Below are 15,131 nucleotides of genomic sequence, written 5' to 3'. Positions count from 1 at the left end.
AGGCGGATGCCGGGGATGCGCCTGGACGAGCTGATCGGCAAGCTGCGCCAGGGCGGGCTCCAGCCGACCGCCGAGGACGTGGCCGACGCGCTCTGGCTGGCCCGGCGGCTGGCCACGGGCGCGCCCGGCGACCCCGACGACACGTCCGGCACCGGCCCCGACGGCCCGCCCGGCTCCACCGGTTCCTCGGGTTCCGGAGGCGCCGCGGGTTCCTCCGGTCCCTCCGGCACGGGCGGCGCGTCCGGTCCGGGGACGCAGGACGTGCCCCCGGACGGCCCCGGCAGCCCGCAGCCGCTCCGCGCGGACGCGCCCGCCCCCGCCGTCCCGCTGCACACCCCGAGCTCCGCCCCCTACGCCCGCTCCGACGGCGACCCCGCGGCCTTCCCGGTCCGCGCCCCCGCCGCCGGCGCCCTGCCCGGACTGCTCGGCCTGCAAAAGGCACTGCGTGCCCTCGGCCGCTACCGCACCGCCTCCGCACACGGCCGGGACGAGCGGATCGACGAGGCGGCCACCGCCGACCGGGCCGCCGCCAGCGGCATCCTGCTCCCCGTCACCCGGCCCGGCCGCGACCGGCGCTGCGACGTCCAGCTGCTCATGGACACCGGGCCGGCCATGGCCGTCTGGGGCGAGATGGTCGAGGAACTGCGCCAGGCCTGCCAGCAGTCCGGTGCGTTCGCCTCCGTCCGCGTCCACCAGCTCTACGCCGACGACCGCGGCACCCCCCTCGTCGGTACGACCGTCGGTCCCGGCCGGCGCACCCGGCTGCGGCCCGCCGACGAGCTGCACGACCCCAGCGGGCGCCGGCTCACCTTCGTCATCAGCGACTGCGTCGGCCCCCTGTGGCAGGACGGCACCGCGCAGCGCCTGCTGCACGGCTGGCCGCGCACCGCCCCGCTGGCCGTGGTCCAGCCGCTGCCGCCCCGGCTGTGGGGCCGTACCGCGCTGCCCGCCGAGCCCGGCCTGCTGGTCCGCACCGGAGAGTCGGGAGGGCGCCTCGACTTCCTGCCCGAGGACGAGCCGTGGGAAGAGGCGGAGGAACCACCGCCCCGGGCGCGGCCCGTGCCGGTGCTCCAGCCCACCCCGGAGGCGTTCGCGGCCTTCGCCCGGCTGCTCGCCGGCACCGGGCCGACCCGCGAGCACGCCTGGGCCGGCTTCGCCCACCCCGCCGCCGCACCGGGAGCCGTCCCCGCCGCGGCGCCGGCGCGCAGCGACGAGGAGCTGTTGCGCGCCTTCCGCGCCGGCGCCTCACCCGGCGCCCTCCGGCTCGCCGTCTACCTCGCCGCCGCGCCCCTCACCCTCCCCGTGATGCGGCTGGTGCAGCGGGCCATGCTGCCCGACACCGGTCCCATGGAACTGGCCGAGGTGCTGCTCGGCGGACTGCTGCGGCAACTGCCCGGCACCGAGAAGCAGCCGTGCTTCGCGTACTCGCCGCGCATGCAGGACCTGCTGCTGTCCTCCCTCGACCAGGACACCGCCGGGCTCGTCCTCAAGCACTGCTCGGCCTACGTGGAACGGCACTTCGGCAAGGGCACCCGCAACTTCGCCGCCCTGGCCGCGGCCCGGCTCGCCGACCACGACCCGGACGCCGGTACGGAGCGCTCCGCCGAGGACGGCGCTGCGCGGGACGGCGGCAACGTCGAGGCCGAGCTGTTCGCCCGTATCCCCGCGCGCGTGCTGCGCTTCTACCTGCCGGACCTGGTCACTCCCGACCCGCTTACCGAGGCGGAGCGGCTGCTCGACCGGTGGCGGCAGCTGGCGGACCCGGAGATGCTGCGCCGGGCCCGGGAACAGGCCCGCGTCGCCACGGCGGGCACGGGCGCCGACGGCCCCGGTCCCGTGGCCCGGGCGCGCCTGGTCCTCGGCCGCGTGCTCCGCGCGGAGGCCGGTACGGCGGGCGCACGGGCCGAGGGGCGGCGCGCCGGGCTGCTGCGGGAGGCGGCGGCCGAACTCGCCGCCGCGTACGGGGTGGCTCCGGCCGACAGCCGGGAACGGGCGGAAGCGGCGCTGGAACTGGCCTCGTGCCGCCGTGAGCTGTGGCAGCTCACGGCGGAGGGGGACCACCTGACGGAAGCGCTCGACGCCCTGGACGGCGAGGTCCCGCCCTGGCCGCGCATCACCGCCGTGGCCCGCGACTGGCGTCCCGGCCTCGGGGAGGCCGGGGACGCGATCCTGGGTGACGGCGGGTCCGGTGCCGGCGGGCCCGCTGACGGCGCGTCCGGTGGCAGCGGGTCCGGTGACGCCGGCGACGGCTCTGCCGACAGGGGGGTCGCCCACCCCGGCGCCGGTGACGCCGGGGGCACGTACGGCCGTACCGGTGACGACGGTTCCGGACACGACGTCGGCGGCACGGACACCGTCGTACCCGGCGCCGCTGATCCTGAGCCGTCCCCCGCGAGCCGGGACGGCGTGCCCTGGGAGGTGACCGCCCACCGGGCGCGGCTGTTGCTGCGCGGGCGGGTCCTGCTCGATCTGCGGCGCCCCGGTGCCGCCGAGCCCGTACTGCGGGAGGCCTGCGCCGTGCTGGCGCGGGAGCGGGTGCCCGACGCCGTACGGGGGCCCGCGTTGCTCGACCTCGCGCGGGCACTGCACAGGGCCGACGTCGAGGACGCCGAGCTCCGGCGGGCGCTCGGCGAGGCGCTGGAGGCCGCCGGGGACGATCCGGACCTGTTGCTGCCGTGCCTGGCCGCGCTGGCCGCGTTCCACGACGCGGCCGGGGAGACCGGGGAGGCCGACGCGGCCTACGAGCGGGCCGTGCTGCTCGCCCCCGCCGACGGCCCGCTGCGCGTCCAGCTCCTCACCGCCTGGGGCGAGTCGCTGCTGCGGCGGGCCTCCGCCGGTGACGGGGCCGGGGTGGTGGACCGGGCCGAGTACGTGCTGCGCGAGGCGCTGAAGTCGCTGCCCGCCCGGTCCGCCCACCGCGGCCGGCTCCAGGGCCTGGTCGGCAGCGCGCTCGCCCAGCGCTTCCGCCATGTCGGCTTCCTGCCCGACCTGTTCGAGAGCCGGCACCTGCTCGGCCAGGCGGTGCGCGCGGCGACCGACGCGGCCGTACGGGCCGAGGTCTGGCTCCAGTTGGGCCGGGTGCGGCTGGAGGGCTGGTACCACGCGGGCGCGCCGGTGCTGATGGAGGCGTTGCAGGCGTACGAGAACGCCGAGCGGGAGGCGGAGGCGGCCCACGGCGGCGACCCCGGCTCGGTGACGGCCGCCCGCGCCCGGCACGGCTGCGGGGCGGTGCTGGCGCTGATGGGACGCCCCGGCGCGGCCCGTGGCGCGTTCCGGGCGGCCCTGGAGCAGTGGCAGCGGCTCGTCGGGGCGCTGCGCGAGGTCGACTGGGGCGATGTCGAGCTGACCCGGCGGGCGGAACGGCAACCGCCGCCCCCCGACGCCCGGTCGCTGCCCGAGCCGGACTGGCGGGAAACGGCCCCACCGTGGTGGCCGTGGTCCCAGGAGTGGGCCGACGCGCGCGAACTTGACCGGAGTTGAGCCGTCCAGGGTTTCTGGTTCCGGCCTGTCGGGAAGAAGTGGGCAGCCACTGCGGCTGTGCGGGGCGGGCGTAGGGCAGGGAGGAGCCGAGGGTGGGGGAGCTTAGGACACGGGGGGCCGGCCTCGGCGAGGACGCCGAAGAGGCCGTGTTCCCGCCCGACCTCACCGACGTCGACCTGCGGACACTGCGTGCCATGGACGATCCGGCGGTGCTCGCGGCGGTCGCCGGGGTGCTCGCCGACCCGGACGGGCTGCGCCGGGTCTGGTACACCACCGGCGGGGACGACGAGATCACGCCGGGCCGGCCCGGGCGTGCGTTTTCGGCCGGTCCCGTGCGGCAGCCCTTACGCGGCGAGGACACCGTGGCATGACCCCGGGAGCCGTGGGACCCCTGGGGGACATACGGCCGGCGGCCCCGGCCGCCCCCGCTCGCGGACCGGTCCCGCCCGAGATCCTCGGCGCCTTGGCCCGCACCCGGCCGCTGCCCGCCGCCACCGCGGCCCTGGGCGCCGCCCTGCACACCCGGCGGATGCTGCTGCTGAAGTCCCTCCTGGTCCGCTTCGACCGCGTGCGCGGCACCCTGCCCGCGGGGGTGCGGCGGCGCTTCGAGGACGACTGGGCGCTGCTGGAGCGGGCCGAGCGGTCCGACGCCCCGGCCGTCCGCGCCGTCCTCGACTATCCGACGACCGGGGCCTGGCTGGCCTCGGCGCTCGCCGCGCCCGACGGCCCGGAGTTCGCCGAGGGTCTCGCCGGGCTGGGCGCGGTGGCCGTCGCCGCCGCCCTGCGCGCCGGCTGCCGCTTCACCACCACCCGGGCGCTGCCCGCCGGCACCCTGCCGCTGCCCGGTGCCGGGCTGCTGCGCTGCGCCCGGGGCCGGGCCCGGCTCAGCGGCCGCTCCGGAGTCCTCCGCGTCACCGACGGCGCGGGCCGGACACTGCTGCTGTCCGGGGCCGCCCCGGCCGGACCCGGCACCCGGTGGACCGCCGACGGCACCCTGGCCTGGTCGGCGCTGCACACCCTGCCCGGCGGCACCGCCGTACTCGACGACGTCGACCCCCACCGGGTGCCCCCGGGCGGCATCGGGCCGGCGGCACTGCCCGCGGCCGAGCGGCCGTACTCCGACCCGGCCGCGTGGGCCGCCCGCTGGCGCGACGCGCACGCCCTGCTGGCCGCGACGCACCCCGCGCGGGCCGCCGAGACCCTGGCGCTGGTGCGTGCCGTCGTCCCGCTGGCTCCGTCGCCGGGCGGCGGACCGCCGCTGAGCGCCACCGTGCGGACCGCGCCCGGCGCCGTCCTGGCCCAGTTGCCGGCCGACCGGCGCGAGCTGGTCGAAGTGCTGGTGCACGAGACGCACCACACCAAGCTGGCCGTGCTGGACGAACTGGTCCCGCTGTGGCGGCCCGGCGGCAGCCTGCACCGGGTGGGCTGGCGGCGGGACCCGCGCCCGGTGCCGGGCGTCCTCCAGGGCGCGTACGCGCACCTGGCGCTGCTGGACCTGTGGCGGCGGGCCGGCACCGGACCCGCCTGGGTGTGGCGGCGGCGCGCCGCCGAACGGTTCGAGGCGTGCCGGGAGCAGGTCTCCGAGGCCTTGTCCGTGCTGGCCAACTCCGATGAACTGACCCCGTGCGGAAGGGAGTTCGTCCGGCACATGGGAAGCCACCACGCGCGCCTCGCGGGGAGCGCCCACGCGCCGGGCTGACGCTCCGTTCACGACCGATTGCGTTACGTTATGCGTGCGGCTGTCCAGGAGACCGGCGGCCGCGGTGGAAGCAGGGAGCGGCGATGGCGGAACAGCGGCGGCCGGGCGCGAACGGTGCGGCGGCACCCGAGCACGTGCTCGTGGTCTTCCCGGGGTACTACCGCTCGTGGGCGGCGTGGATCGCGCAGTGCCTGGAGCGGCACGGACACCGGGCCACCCTGCAACGCTGGGACCCGCCGCGCGAGGTCGAGCTGGAGGACTCGCTCGGCGACCTGCTGCTGGCCAGCGGAAAGGTGCTGCTGGTCCTCAACGACTGGTTCTTCGAACTGGGCCCCCGCCCGCCGGGCGAGTGGAACGACGCGCTGCGCGGCTTCGTCGCCGCCCACGCCGACCGGTTCGCGGCCGTCAACCTCACCAACCGGCCGCTGCTGCCCGCCACCGCCGTCCTGGAACCGGCCAGCCTGTGGGCGCTGAGCGAGGAGGCCGCCGAGGACCGCCTGCTGCGCCGCCTCGGCCTGGAGCCGCTCACCCGCCCCCGCACGCTCGCCGGCCGGATCCGCTACCCGGACGAGCGCTGCGAGATCTGGGGCGAGGTGCCGCGCCGCAACCCGCGCTTCACCGGCCGCGACGACCTGCTGGGCGAACTCCACCAGCGGCTCGCCGACGCCGAGCGCGGCGCCGCCGCCTGCACGCTCGTCGGCATGTCCGGCATCGGCAAGACCCAGCTCGCCGCCGAGTACGCCCACCGCTTCAGCACCGACTACGACCTGGTGTGGTGGGTCAACAGCGACGACCGCACCCTCCAGCGCGACCGCCTCGGCGAACTCGCCGTCGAACTCGGCCTGCGCATCGGCGGCGAACCCGGCGAACGCATCCGCGCGGTCCGCAACGCGCTCAGGCGCGGGGAGCCGTACGGGAACTGGCTGCTGGTCTTCGACGGCTGGGACGACATCGACGGCGTGACCTCGCTGCTCCCGCAGGGCACCGGGCACGTGCTGATCACCTCCCGCAACCGGGGCTGGAACGAGCACACCGACGTACTGGAGATCCCCGCCTTCCTGCGCCCCGAGTCCACCGCCTACCTGATGCGCCGCGCCCCGCATATCACCGCCCGCGAGGCCGACGAGGTGGCCGCCGAGTTCGGGGACGTGCCGCTGCCGCTGGTGCAGGCCGCGTCCTGGCTCGGCGAGTCCGGCATGGAGGCCGCCGAGTACCTGCGGATGGTGCGCGAACGGCGGCTGTCCACCGTCGACGAACCCGTCACCGGCGAGGGCTTCCCGCAGTCCTCCCTCACCTCCTGGGCCATACTGCTCAACCGGCTGCGCCGCTCCCAGCCGCAGGCCATCGAGGTGCTCGGCCTGTGCACCTCCTTCGCCCCCGGACGCATCCCGCTCGGCCTCATCCGCGCCTACCCGCGCGCCGAGCTGCCCGAGGAACTGCGCTGGATGTCCACCGACCTGCCCGCCTGGACCCGGGCCCTGGACACCCTCGTCAACTACTCGGTGCTCACCCGCGAGACCCGTGGCCCGCTGGCCGCCGAGATGGGCCCCCACCAGGAGTCGGTGCACATGCACCAGCTCGTCCACGACATCGTCTCCAAGCTGACCGGCGACGGCAGCCACGAACTGCACCGGCGGGCGGTGCGCACCCTGCTCGCCGAGGCCGACCCCGGCAACCCCGCCGACAGCCGCAACTGGCCGCGCTACGCCGAGCTGCTGCCCCACCTGGAACCCTCCGGCGCCCTGGAGAGCCGGCAGCCGCGCGTGCAGGAACTGGTCCTGAACTGCCTGCGGTACTGCACCCGCAGCGGCGAGTACAGCGGGGGCCTGGAACTGGCGCAGCAGGTGCGCGAGCACTGGTCGCGGTTCATGGACCCGATCGACCAGCCGATGCTCGACCTGGCCACCCAGGAGGGCAACATGCTCCGCAACAGCGGCCGGTTCCGCGAGGTGTACGAGCTGCACCGGGGCGTGCTGAGACAGCTCCAGGCCGCGCCCCGGCGCAACGAGATCGGCGAACTCGTCAGCAAGAGCGCCATCGCCTCCGGCCTGCGCTCCCTGGGCCGCTACCAGGAGGCGTACGACCTCCAGCGCGAGGTCCTCGACGGCAACGAACGCCTCCTCGGCCCGGACGAGCCGCCCACCCTGGTCGCCCGGCACAACCTCGGCGTCACCCTGCGCATGCTGGGCCGGTACGCCGAGGCGCTGGACCTCGACCTGGAGACCCTGGCCCGGCGCGAGAGCGTGCTGCGCGCCCGGCACATCAACACCCTCCACTCCGGCAACGCGGTCACCCACAGCCTCCGCCTGCTCGGCCGCTACCGCGAGGCGCTGGCCCGTCAGGAACCCGTCGTACGGCTCCATGTGCAGGTGCTCGGCCCGCAGCACCCGCAGACCCTCGAAGCCCGCTCCCAGCTCGCCATGTGCCGGCGCCGGGAGGGCGGTCACGGGCCGGACGTGGGCCCCGGCATGGCCAGCCTGCTGGACCAGCTGACGCAGCTGCACGGCCGCGAGCACTACCGCACGCTGGCGTTCCTCACCAACTACGGCAACTACCTGCGGGAACACGGCGATCTCAGCCAGGCCCGCGACCTCATCGACGAGGCGGAGGCCGGCTACCGCTCGCTGCTCGGCCCCGCGCATCCCGTGGCCACCGGCATGCTGTCCAACACCGGGCTGGTGATGCAGGCCGCGGGTGAGCGGGGCGAGGCCCTGTCCATGTTCGAGTCCGCCCTCGCCGGGCTCGGCGCCACGCTCGGCCAAGACCACCCCTGGGTCCTGGGCTGCGCCCTCAACGCGGCCGGCGCGCGCAACTTCAACGGCCGCATCGAGGACGCGGTGGAACTGAGCCGCGACACCGTGCGCCGGTCCCGGCACGCCCTGGGCCACGAGCACCCGCTCACGCTGTCGTGCCAGGTCGCGCTCGCCGCGGACCTGAGGGCGGCGCACGAGCAGGAGGAGGCCGGCAAGCTGGAGGAGGACGCCCTCCTGTCCCTCACCCGCACCCTGGGCGCCCAGCACCCCCACACCATCTCGGCCCGCGGGCGGGTCCGCCCCTACTGGGACTTCGAGGCGTACCTGGGCTGAGGACGCGCCCCACAGGCGAAGGGCCCGGCGCCGAGCGTGAACTCGGCACCGGGCCCTCGTGTCTGGCGGACCGCCGGAGGCTTACGCCTCGAACACCTCACGCACCAACTGCTCCTGCTCCGCCTGGTGCCGCTTCGCGGAGCCGACCGCCGGGGACGAGGAGTGCGGACGCGAGATGCGCCGCAGGCGCTCGCCGTGCGGGACGTCCGCGCCGACCGCCAGGTCCAGGTGGTCGATCAGGTTGAGCGCGATGAACGGCCACGCACCCTGGTTCGCCGGCTCCTCCTGCGCCCACAGGTACTTCTCGGCGTTCGGGTACTTGTTGACCTCGGCCTGGATCTCCGCACCCGGCAGCGGGTACAGCCGCTCGATGCGGATGATCGCGGTGTCCGTCACGCCCCGCTTCTGCCGCTCGGCCTCAAGGTCGTAGTACAGCTTGCCGGCCACGAACACGACCTTGCGGACCGCGGCCGGGTCCGCCGCCGTGTCCCCGATGACGGGACGGAACTGACCCGACGTGAACTCCTCCGTCTTCGACGCGGCGGCCTTCAGGCGGAGCATCGACTTCGGGGTGAAGACCACCAGCGGCTTGTGGTGCGGGTTGTGCACCTGCCACCGCAGGAGGTGGAAGTAGTTCGACGGCAGGGTCGGCATGGCGACCGTCATGTTGTTCTGGGCGCAGAGCTGGAGGAACCGCTCGACCCGGGCCGAGGAGTGGTCCGGGCCCTGGCCCTCGTAGCCGTGCGGCAGGAGCAGGGTGACGCCGGACGTCTGGCCCCACTTCTGCTCAGCCGCCGAGATGTACTCGTCGACGACCGTCTGGGCGCCGTTGACGAAGTCACCGAACTGCGCCTCCCACATCACGAGCGCGTCGGGGCGGGCCAGCGAGTAGCCGTACTCGAAGCCCATGACCGCGTACTCGGACAGCAGGGAGTTGTAGACGTTGTAGCGCGCCTGGTCTTCGGCGAGGTACTGGAGCGGGGTGTACTCCTCGCCCGTCTCGCGGTCGATGAGGACCGCGTGGCGCTGGCCGAAGGTGCCGCGCTGGGAGTCCTGGCCGGACAGCCGGACCGGGGTGCCCTCCAGCAGCAGGGAGCCGACCGCGAGGGTCTCGCCCATGCCCCAGTCGATCGTGCCGTCCTCGACCATCGCCGCCCGGCGCTGCAACTGGGGCAGCAGACGCGGGTGCACGTGGAAGGAGTCCGGGATGTTGACCTGGGACTCGGCGATGCGCTTGACGACCTCCGTGGAGATCGCGGTGTTCACGGCGACCGGGAACTCCGCCTGCGGGTCCGACACGGGGCCGGTGGCCTGCTGGGTGGTGACGGCCTCGCGGACCTCCGTGAAGACCTTCTCCAGCTGACCCTGGTAGTCCTGGAGGGCCTGCTCGGCCTCTTCCAGGGTGATGTCGCCGCGACCGATCAGGGACTCGGTGTACAGCTTGCGCACCGAGCGCTTCTTGTCGATCAGGTCGTACATCAGCGGCTGGGTGAAGGCCGGGTTGTCCGACTCGTTGTGACCGCGGCGGCGGTAGCAGATGAGGTCGATCACCACGTCCTTGTTGAACGCCTGGCGGAACTCGAAGGCCAGCCGCGCGACGCGGACCACGGCCTCCGGGTCGTCGCCGTTCACGTGGAAGATCGGGGCCTCGATCATGCGGGCCACGTCCGTCGCGTACATGGAGGAACGCGAGGACTCGGGGGCCGCGGTGAAGCCGACCTGGTTGTTGATGACGATGTGGACCGTGCCGCCGGTGCGGTAGCCGCGCAGCTGCGACATGTTCAGGGTCTCGGCCACCACGCCCTGGCCCGCGAAGGCCGCGTCGCCGTGCAGCGCGACGGGCAGCACGGTGAAGTCCGTCCCGCCCTTGTTGATGATGTCCTGCTTGGCGCGGGCGATGCCCTCGATGACCGGGTCGACCGTCTCCAGGTGGGAGGGGTTGGCGGCCAGCGAGACCTTGATCTGCTCGCCGTCCAGGCCGGTGAAGGTGCCCTCGGCGCCCAGGTGGTACTTGACGTCACCGGAGCCGTGCATCGACTTCGGGTCGAGGTTGCCCTCGAACTCGCGGAAGATCTGCGCGTAGGACTTGCCGACGATGTTGGCGAGGACGTTCAGGCGGCCACGGTGGGCCATGCCGATGACGACCTCGTCCAGGCGGGACTCGGCGGCGGAGTCGATCACCGCGTCGAGCAGCGGGATGACGGACTCGCCGCCCTCCAGCGAGAAGCGCTTCTGGCCGACGTACTTCGTCTGGAGGAACGTCTCGAAGGCCTCCGCGGCGTTCAGCCGGCGCAGGATCCGCAGCTGCTCCTCACGCTCCATCTTGGCGTGCGGGCGCTCGACGCGGTCCTGGATCCACTTGCGCTGCTTGGGGTCCTGGATGTGCATGAACTCGATGCCGGTGGTGCGGCAGTACGAGTCGCGCAGGACGCCGAGGATGTCGCGCAGCTTCATCATCGACTTGCCGGCGAAGCCGCCGACCGCGAAGTCGCGCTCCAGGTCCCACAGCGTGAGCCCGTGCTCGGTGATGTCCAGGTCGGGGTGCTTGCGCTGCTTGTACTCCAGCGGGTCGGTGTCGGCCATGACGTGGCCGCGGACCCGGTAGGAGTGGATCAGCTCGAAGACGCGGGCGGCCTTGGTGACGTCGTCGTCGTGGGAGGCGTCGATGTCCTTGAGCCAGCGGACCGGCTCGTAGGGGATGCGCAGCGCCTCGAAGATGCCGTCGTAGAAGCCGTTCTCGCCGAGCAGCAGGTTGGCGACCTGGCGGAGGAACTCGCCGGAGGCGGCGCCCTGGATGACCCGGTGGTCGTAGGTCGACGTGAGCGTCATGACCTTGGAGATGCCGAGCTTGTTCAGGGTGTCCTGGCTGGTGCCCTGGAACTCCGCCGGGTAGTCCATGGAGCCGACGCCCATGATCACGGACTGGCCGGGCATGAGGCGCGGCACGGAGTGGACGGTGCCGAGGCCGCCGGGGTTGGTCAGGGAGACCGTGACGCCGGTGAAGTCGTCCATCGTCAGCTTGCCGTCGCGGGCGCGGCGGACGATGTCCTCGTAGGCCTGCCAGAACTCGAAGAAGTTCAGCGTCTCGGCCTTCTTGATGGCGGCCACGACGAGCTGGCGGTCACCGTTCGGCTTGACCAGGTCGATGGCCAGGCCGAGGTTGACGTGCGGCGGCTTGACGAGGGTCGGCTTGCCGTCCTTCTCGCCGAACGACCAGTTCATCGACGGCATGGCCTTGATGGCCTGCACCATCGCGAAGCCGATCAGGTGCGTGAAGGAGATCTTCCCGCCCCGGGCGCGCTTCAGGTGGTTGTTGATGACGATGCGGTTGTCGAACAGCAGCTTCACCGGGACGGCGCGGACCGAGGTGGCGGTCGGCAGCTCCAGGGAGGCGTTCATGTTCTTGGCGACGGCGGCGGCCGGGCCGCGCAGCGTGATCAGCTCCGGGCCCTCGGGGGCCTCGGCCGGGGCGGGCTTCGCCGCGGGCTGAGCGGGCGCCTGTGCGGGCTGCGCCGGCTTGGCCGGGGCGGGAGCCTTCGCCGCGGGGGCCGGGGCCGGAGCCGGGGCCTGAGCGGGGGCGGCGGCGGGCTTCACAGCCGCGGGGGCGGCCGGGGCGGCGGCCTGGGGGGCCGGGGCCGCGGGCCGGGCCTGCGGGGCCGTGGTGGGGGTCTCTGCGGCCCCCGTGGCCGCAGTACCCGCCGGAGCCGGGGTGGCAGGAGCCCCCGGCTTGTAATCGGCGAAGAAGTCCCACCAGGCACGGTCTACCGAATTCGGGTCCTGGAGGTACTGCTGATAGATCTCGTCGACGAGCCACTCGTTCGCACCGAACGCCGCGGCGGGGTTCTTCCCGGCTTGGTCGTCGGTGGAGATGCTCGAGTTACTGGGGGACTGTGGCGACACGGCGGCAACCGCCCTCTTCCGCTTCACAAGGTGATGGACAGCGGGAATAAAGGCTACGCCTCCCCGGCCGGGAAGGTCAGGTCGAGCAAGGTCATCGTCGCGTAAGTCACATCAAGAATCTTGTTTCAGGGCTTGAAATGGCGGGAAACAAGCGTGGTTCCGCACAGGGGAGGGTGTGGCGGCCCGGGCCCTGCGCGTCTTCGTTCGACGGGTGCCCGGGCCTGCCCTGATCACACGTGTCCAGCCGCGGTGACCGGCGGCGACCGACGTGGATCTTGTGGTTCGCTCGGACTTTACGTCAACTTGGGGCGGAAGTCAGTCCCGGAAGAGTGACGATGATCCGGCAGCCCCGCTCGGATTCGGCCACACCGATCCGGCCGCCGTGCAGATCCACCGCCCACCGGGCGATCGCCAGGCCCAGCCCGGTACCGCCGTCGCTGCCCGGACCGTGCGGCCGGGTCACCGCGCCGCGGTTGAACCGCTCGAACACCCGGTGCCACTCCGACCGGGGGATGCCGGGGCCCTCGTCCAGGACCTCCAGCTCCAGCGACTCCGGCTGCGGCCCGCGCCGCGCCCGTACGGTCACCCGGCCGTGCGGCGGGCTGTGCTTGACCGCGTTGTCGATCAGGTTCGCGACGACCTGGTGGATGCGCTCGGGGTCCGCGTGCGCGGTCAGCTCCGGCGGGGAGACGTCGAGGTGCAGGTGGACGTCCGTGCGCGTGTGGCTGCCGGAGCCGGTGGCCATGCCCGCGCGCGCGGAGGCGACCATGTTGGCCTCCTTCAGCACGCCGGACAGGTACGGCCACACCTCGAACCGCCGCAGCTTCAGCGGTACGACGCCGTTGTCCAGCCGGGACAGGTCCAGCAGGGTCTCCACCAGGCGGCCGAGCCGCTCGGTCTGCTTCAGGGCCGTCCGCATGGTCTCCGGGTCGGCCTCGGTGACCCCGTCGACGATGTTCTCCAGCACCGCGCGCAGCCCGGCGATCGGGGTGCGCAGCTCGTGCGAGACGTTCGCGACGAGCTCCTTGCGCTGGTTGTCCTGGGCCTCCAGCTCGTCGGCCATGACGTTGATCGTCTGGGCCAGGTCGCCGAGCTCGTCCCGGCGGTTCTCCCGCACCCGGCGGGTGTAGTCGCCCTCGGAGATGGAGCGGGCCACCGCGTTCATCTCGTCCAGCGGCATGGTGAGGGAGTGCGCCACGAACTGCGTGATCAGCAGGGTGGCGATCATCGAGAAGACCGTGATGAAGCGCAGCTCCGTCTTGGTGTGCACCGCCACGATCGACAGACCCGTGGTGATCAGCACCGAGATCACGACCAGCGCACCCAGCTTGGTCTTGATCGAGAACGGGCGCACGCCGCCCCAGGGGTCCGCGCCGACGGTCCCGGGGCTCCTCCGTGCGGCCTGGCGCCCGCCGCCGCTCATGGGGTCGGCGTCTCCAGCGCGTAGCCCACACCGTGCACCGTGCGGATGCGCTCCGCACCGATCTTCCGCCGCAGCGCCTTGATGTGGCTGTCGACCGTGCGGGTGCCGGAGGCGTCCGCCCAGTCCCACACCTCGGCCAGCAGCTGCTCCCGGGAGAGCACCGCGCGCGGGGTGTTCGCCAGGCACACCAGCAGGTCGAACTCGGTCGGCGTCAGGTGGACGTCCTCGGACTTCACCCGCACCCGGCGCTGCGCGTGGTCGATCTCCAGCTCGCCGAGCCGCAGGATGCCGGAGCGCGGGGTGGTCGCGGCCAGCGCGGCCCGCTCCACCCGGCGCAGCAGCACGTGCACGCGTGCGGCCAGCTCCCGCATCGAGAACGGCTTGGTCATGTAGTCGTCGGCGCCCACACCGAGCCCGACCAGCATGTCCGTCTCGTCGTCCCGCGCGGTCAGCATCAGCACCGGCACCGGCCGCTGGGCCTGCACCCGCCGGCACACTTCGAGCCCGTCGAAGCCCGGCAGCATGATGTCGAGGATCAGCAGATCGGGCTGCCATGCCTCCGCGGTGTCGACCGCGGCCGGACCGTCGGCCGCCGTTTGCACGAGAAATCCCTCGGCGCGCAGCCGGGCCGCGATGGCGTCGACGATCGTGGGGTCGTCCTCGACGACCAGCACCCGGCGCTGCGCGCCCGGGGTGGTCGTCGCCGCGCCGCTCTGGGAGGTGTGTGTCTGCTCCATCGCCCGCCCCTGTTGTTGCTTTCCGGAATCAGTGGGGTGATCCCATGTCTGCGTTTGACGCTTGAATGATCGGCGTCAGGGCAGCACATTACGGTGACCGGCCGTGCTGTCGCTATCCAGGTCGGACGGCGAGGTGGATGGCGTCCGGAACGCCCCGGGCAACCGGCACCTCTTCGGTACGCACCTGCTGGAACCCGGCATTCCGCAAGCTTCCTTCAAAATCCGGAGAAGGCTCGGCCGACCACACCGCGAGCACCCCGCCAGGCCTCAACACCCGTGCGCAGGCGGCGAGTCCGGCCGGCGAGTAGAGGCTGTCGTTGTCCTCGGTGACGGTCCAGCCGGGCCCGTTGTCGATGTCGAGACACAGCGCGTCGAACGTGTCCGACGTCTCATTGACGTACCGCACGAGATCCGCTTCGACGATCGCGGTGCGCGGATCGGCGAGCGCGGCGGCGGACAGTTCGGCCAGCGGTCCGTCCCGGTGCCAGTCGATGACGGCGGGTTCCCGCTCGACCACGGTGATCCGGCCCCAGCGCGGGTCGGCGGCGGCATGCGCGAGCGAGAAGCCCACGCCCAGCCCGCCGATCAGCACCCGCGGCGCGGGCCGCCCGTCCAGCGCGGCGCGCGCCGCGTCGACCAGCAGCCGCTCCGAGCGGCCGTCGGAGGTGTCCATCAGGAAGCAGCCGTTGGCGATGATCTGAAGCAGCGCACCGTGTCTGCGCAGCACCACCTCGCCGTACGGGCCGTCGCGTCGGTCCAGGACCACGGGAGTGTCGTACACGGCAGTCATGACCCCATCCTGCTTG

At 73.5% G+C, this 15,131-nt stretch carries 8 protein-coding genes; 4 read left to right on the top strand and 4 right to left on the bottom strand.

The genetic code is table 11. The features are described 5' to 3' along the window. Positions 1-6: 6 nt before the first annotated feature. The 4 genes from AQJ11_RS23320 to fxsT all read left to right on the top strand — a co-directional run bounded on the left by AQJ11_RS23320 (position 7) and on the right by fxsT (position 8,265). Positions 7-3,480 carry an SAV_2336 N-terminal domain-related protein gene (locus tag AQJ11_RS23320; protein ID WP_059264232.1) on the top strand — a complete coding sequence of 1,158 codons (3,474 nt, stop codon included), beginning with the start codon at positions 7-9 and terminating at the stop codon, positions 3,478-3,480. A gap of 92 nt (positions 3,481-3,572) precedes the next feature. After that, complete coding sequence (locus AQJ11_RS23315; RefSeq protein WP_237280936.1) at positions 3,573-3,851, top strand: hypothetical protein; 279 nt, start codon at positions 3,573-3,575, stop codon at positions 3,849-3,851. Next, positions 3,848-5,179 carry an aKG-HExxH-type peptide beta-hydroxylase gene (locus AQJ11_RS23310; protein WP_059264231.1) on the top strand — a complete coding sequence of 444 codons (1,332 nt, stop codon included), beginning with the start codon at positions 3,848-3,850 and terminating at the stop codon, positions 5,177-5,179. The genes AQJ11_RS23315 and AQJ11_RS23310 overlap by 4 nt, the downstream gene beginning before the upstream one ends. An 83-nt stretch (positions 5,180-5,262) precedes the next feature. Further along, a complete protein-coding gene (gene fxsT / locus AQJ11_RS23305) occupies positions 5,263-8,265 on the top strand; it encodes an FxSxx-COOH system tetratricopeptide repeat protein (RefSeq protein ID WP_059264230.1) in 3,003 nt (1,000 codons plus the stop codon). A gap of 81 nt (positions 8,266-8,346) precedes the next feature. Here fxsT and AQJ11_RS23300 read toward each other — a convergent pair whose 3' ends face one another. The 4 genes from AQJ11_RS23300 to AQJ11_RS23285 form a co-directional block, all read right to left on the bottom strand. Next, complete coding sequence (locus tag AQJ11_RS23300) at positions 8,347-12,165, bottom strand: multifunctional oxoglutarate decarboxylase/oxoglutarate dehydrogenase thiamine pyrophosphate-binding subunit/dihydrolipoyllysine-residue succinyltransferase subunit (protein WP_041665494.1); 3,819 nt, start codon at positions 12,163-12,165, stop codon at positions 8,347-8,349. A gap of 298 nt (positions 12,166-12,463) precedes the next feature. Further along, complete coding sequence (locus tag AQJ11_RS23295) at positions 12,464-13,588, bottom strand: HAMP domain-containing sensor histidine kinase (protein WP_086011576.1); 1,125 nt, start codon at positions 13,586-13,588, stop codon at positions 12,464-12,466. Then, positions 13,585-14,325 carry a response regulator transcription factor gene (locus tag AQJ11_RS23290; protein WP_014674952.1) on the bottom strand — a complete coding sequence of 247 codons (741 nt, stop codon included), beginning with the start codon at positions 14,323-14,325 and terminating at the stop codon, positions 13,585-13,587. Before AQJ11_RS23290 ends, AQJ11_RS23295 begins: the two co-directional genes overlap by 4 nt. Positions 14,326-14,437: 112 nt before the next feature. After that, positions 14,438-15,115: a spermine/spermidine synthase domain-containing protein gene (locus AQJ11_RS23285; RefSeq protein WP_059264229.1), complete on the bottom strand. Its 678-nt coding sequence runs from the start codon at positions 15,113-15,115 to the stop codon at positions 14,438-14,440. Positions 15,116-15,131 lie beyond the last annotated feature (16 nt).

The sequence above is a fragment of the Streptomyces corchorusii genome (assembly GCF_001514055.1).
In the GTDB taxonomy this organism is placed as follows: domain Bacteria; phylum Actinomycetota; class Actinomycetes; order Streptomycetales; family Streptomycetaceae; genus Streptomyces; species Streptomyces olivaceoviridis.
Note: the sequence above shows the minus strand (reverse complement) of the source record. Positions and strands in the feature narration are given on the sequence as shown.

Coding starts and splice junctions, on each gene's coding strand:
- AQJ11_RS23290 (WP_014674952.1), bottom strand. CDS start 14,325: ATGGAGCAGACACACACCTCCCAGAGCGGCGCGGCGACGACCACCCCG.
- AQJ11_RS23320 (WP_059264232.1), top strand. CDS start 7: ATGCCGGGGATGCGCCTGGACGAGCTGATCGGCAAGCTGCGCCAGGGC.
- AQJ11_RS23310 (WP_059264231.1), top strand. CDS start 3,848: ATGACCCCGGGAGCCGTGGGACCCCTGGGGGACATACGGCCGGCGGCC.
- AQJ11_RS23285 (WP_059264229.1), bottom strand. CDS start 15,115: ATGACTGCCGTGTACGACACTCCCGTGGTCCTGGACCGACGCGACGGC.
- fxsT (WP_059264230.1), top strand. CDS start 5,263: ATGGCGGAACAGCGGCGGCCGGGCGCGAACGGTGCGGCGGCACCCGAG.
- AQJ11_RS23295 (WP_086011576.1), bottom strand. CDS start 13,588: ATGAGCGGCGGCGGGCGCCAGGCCGCACGGAGGAGCCCCGGGACCGTC.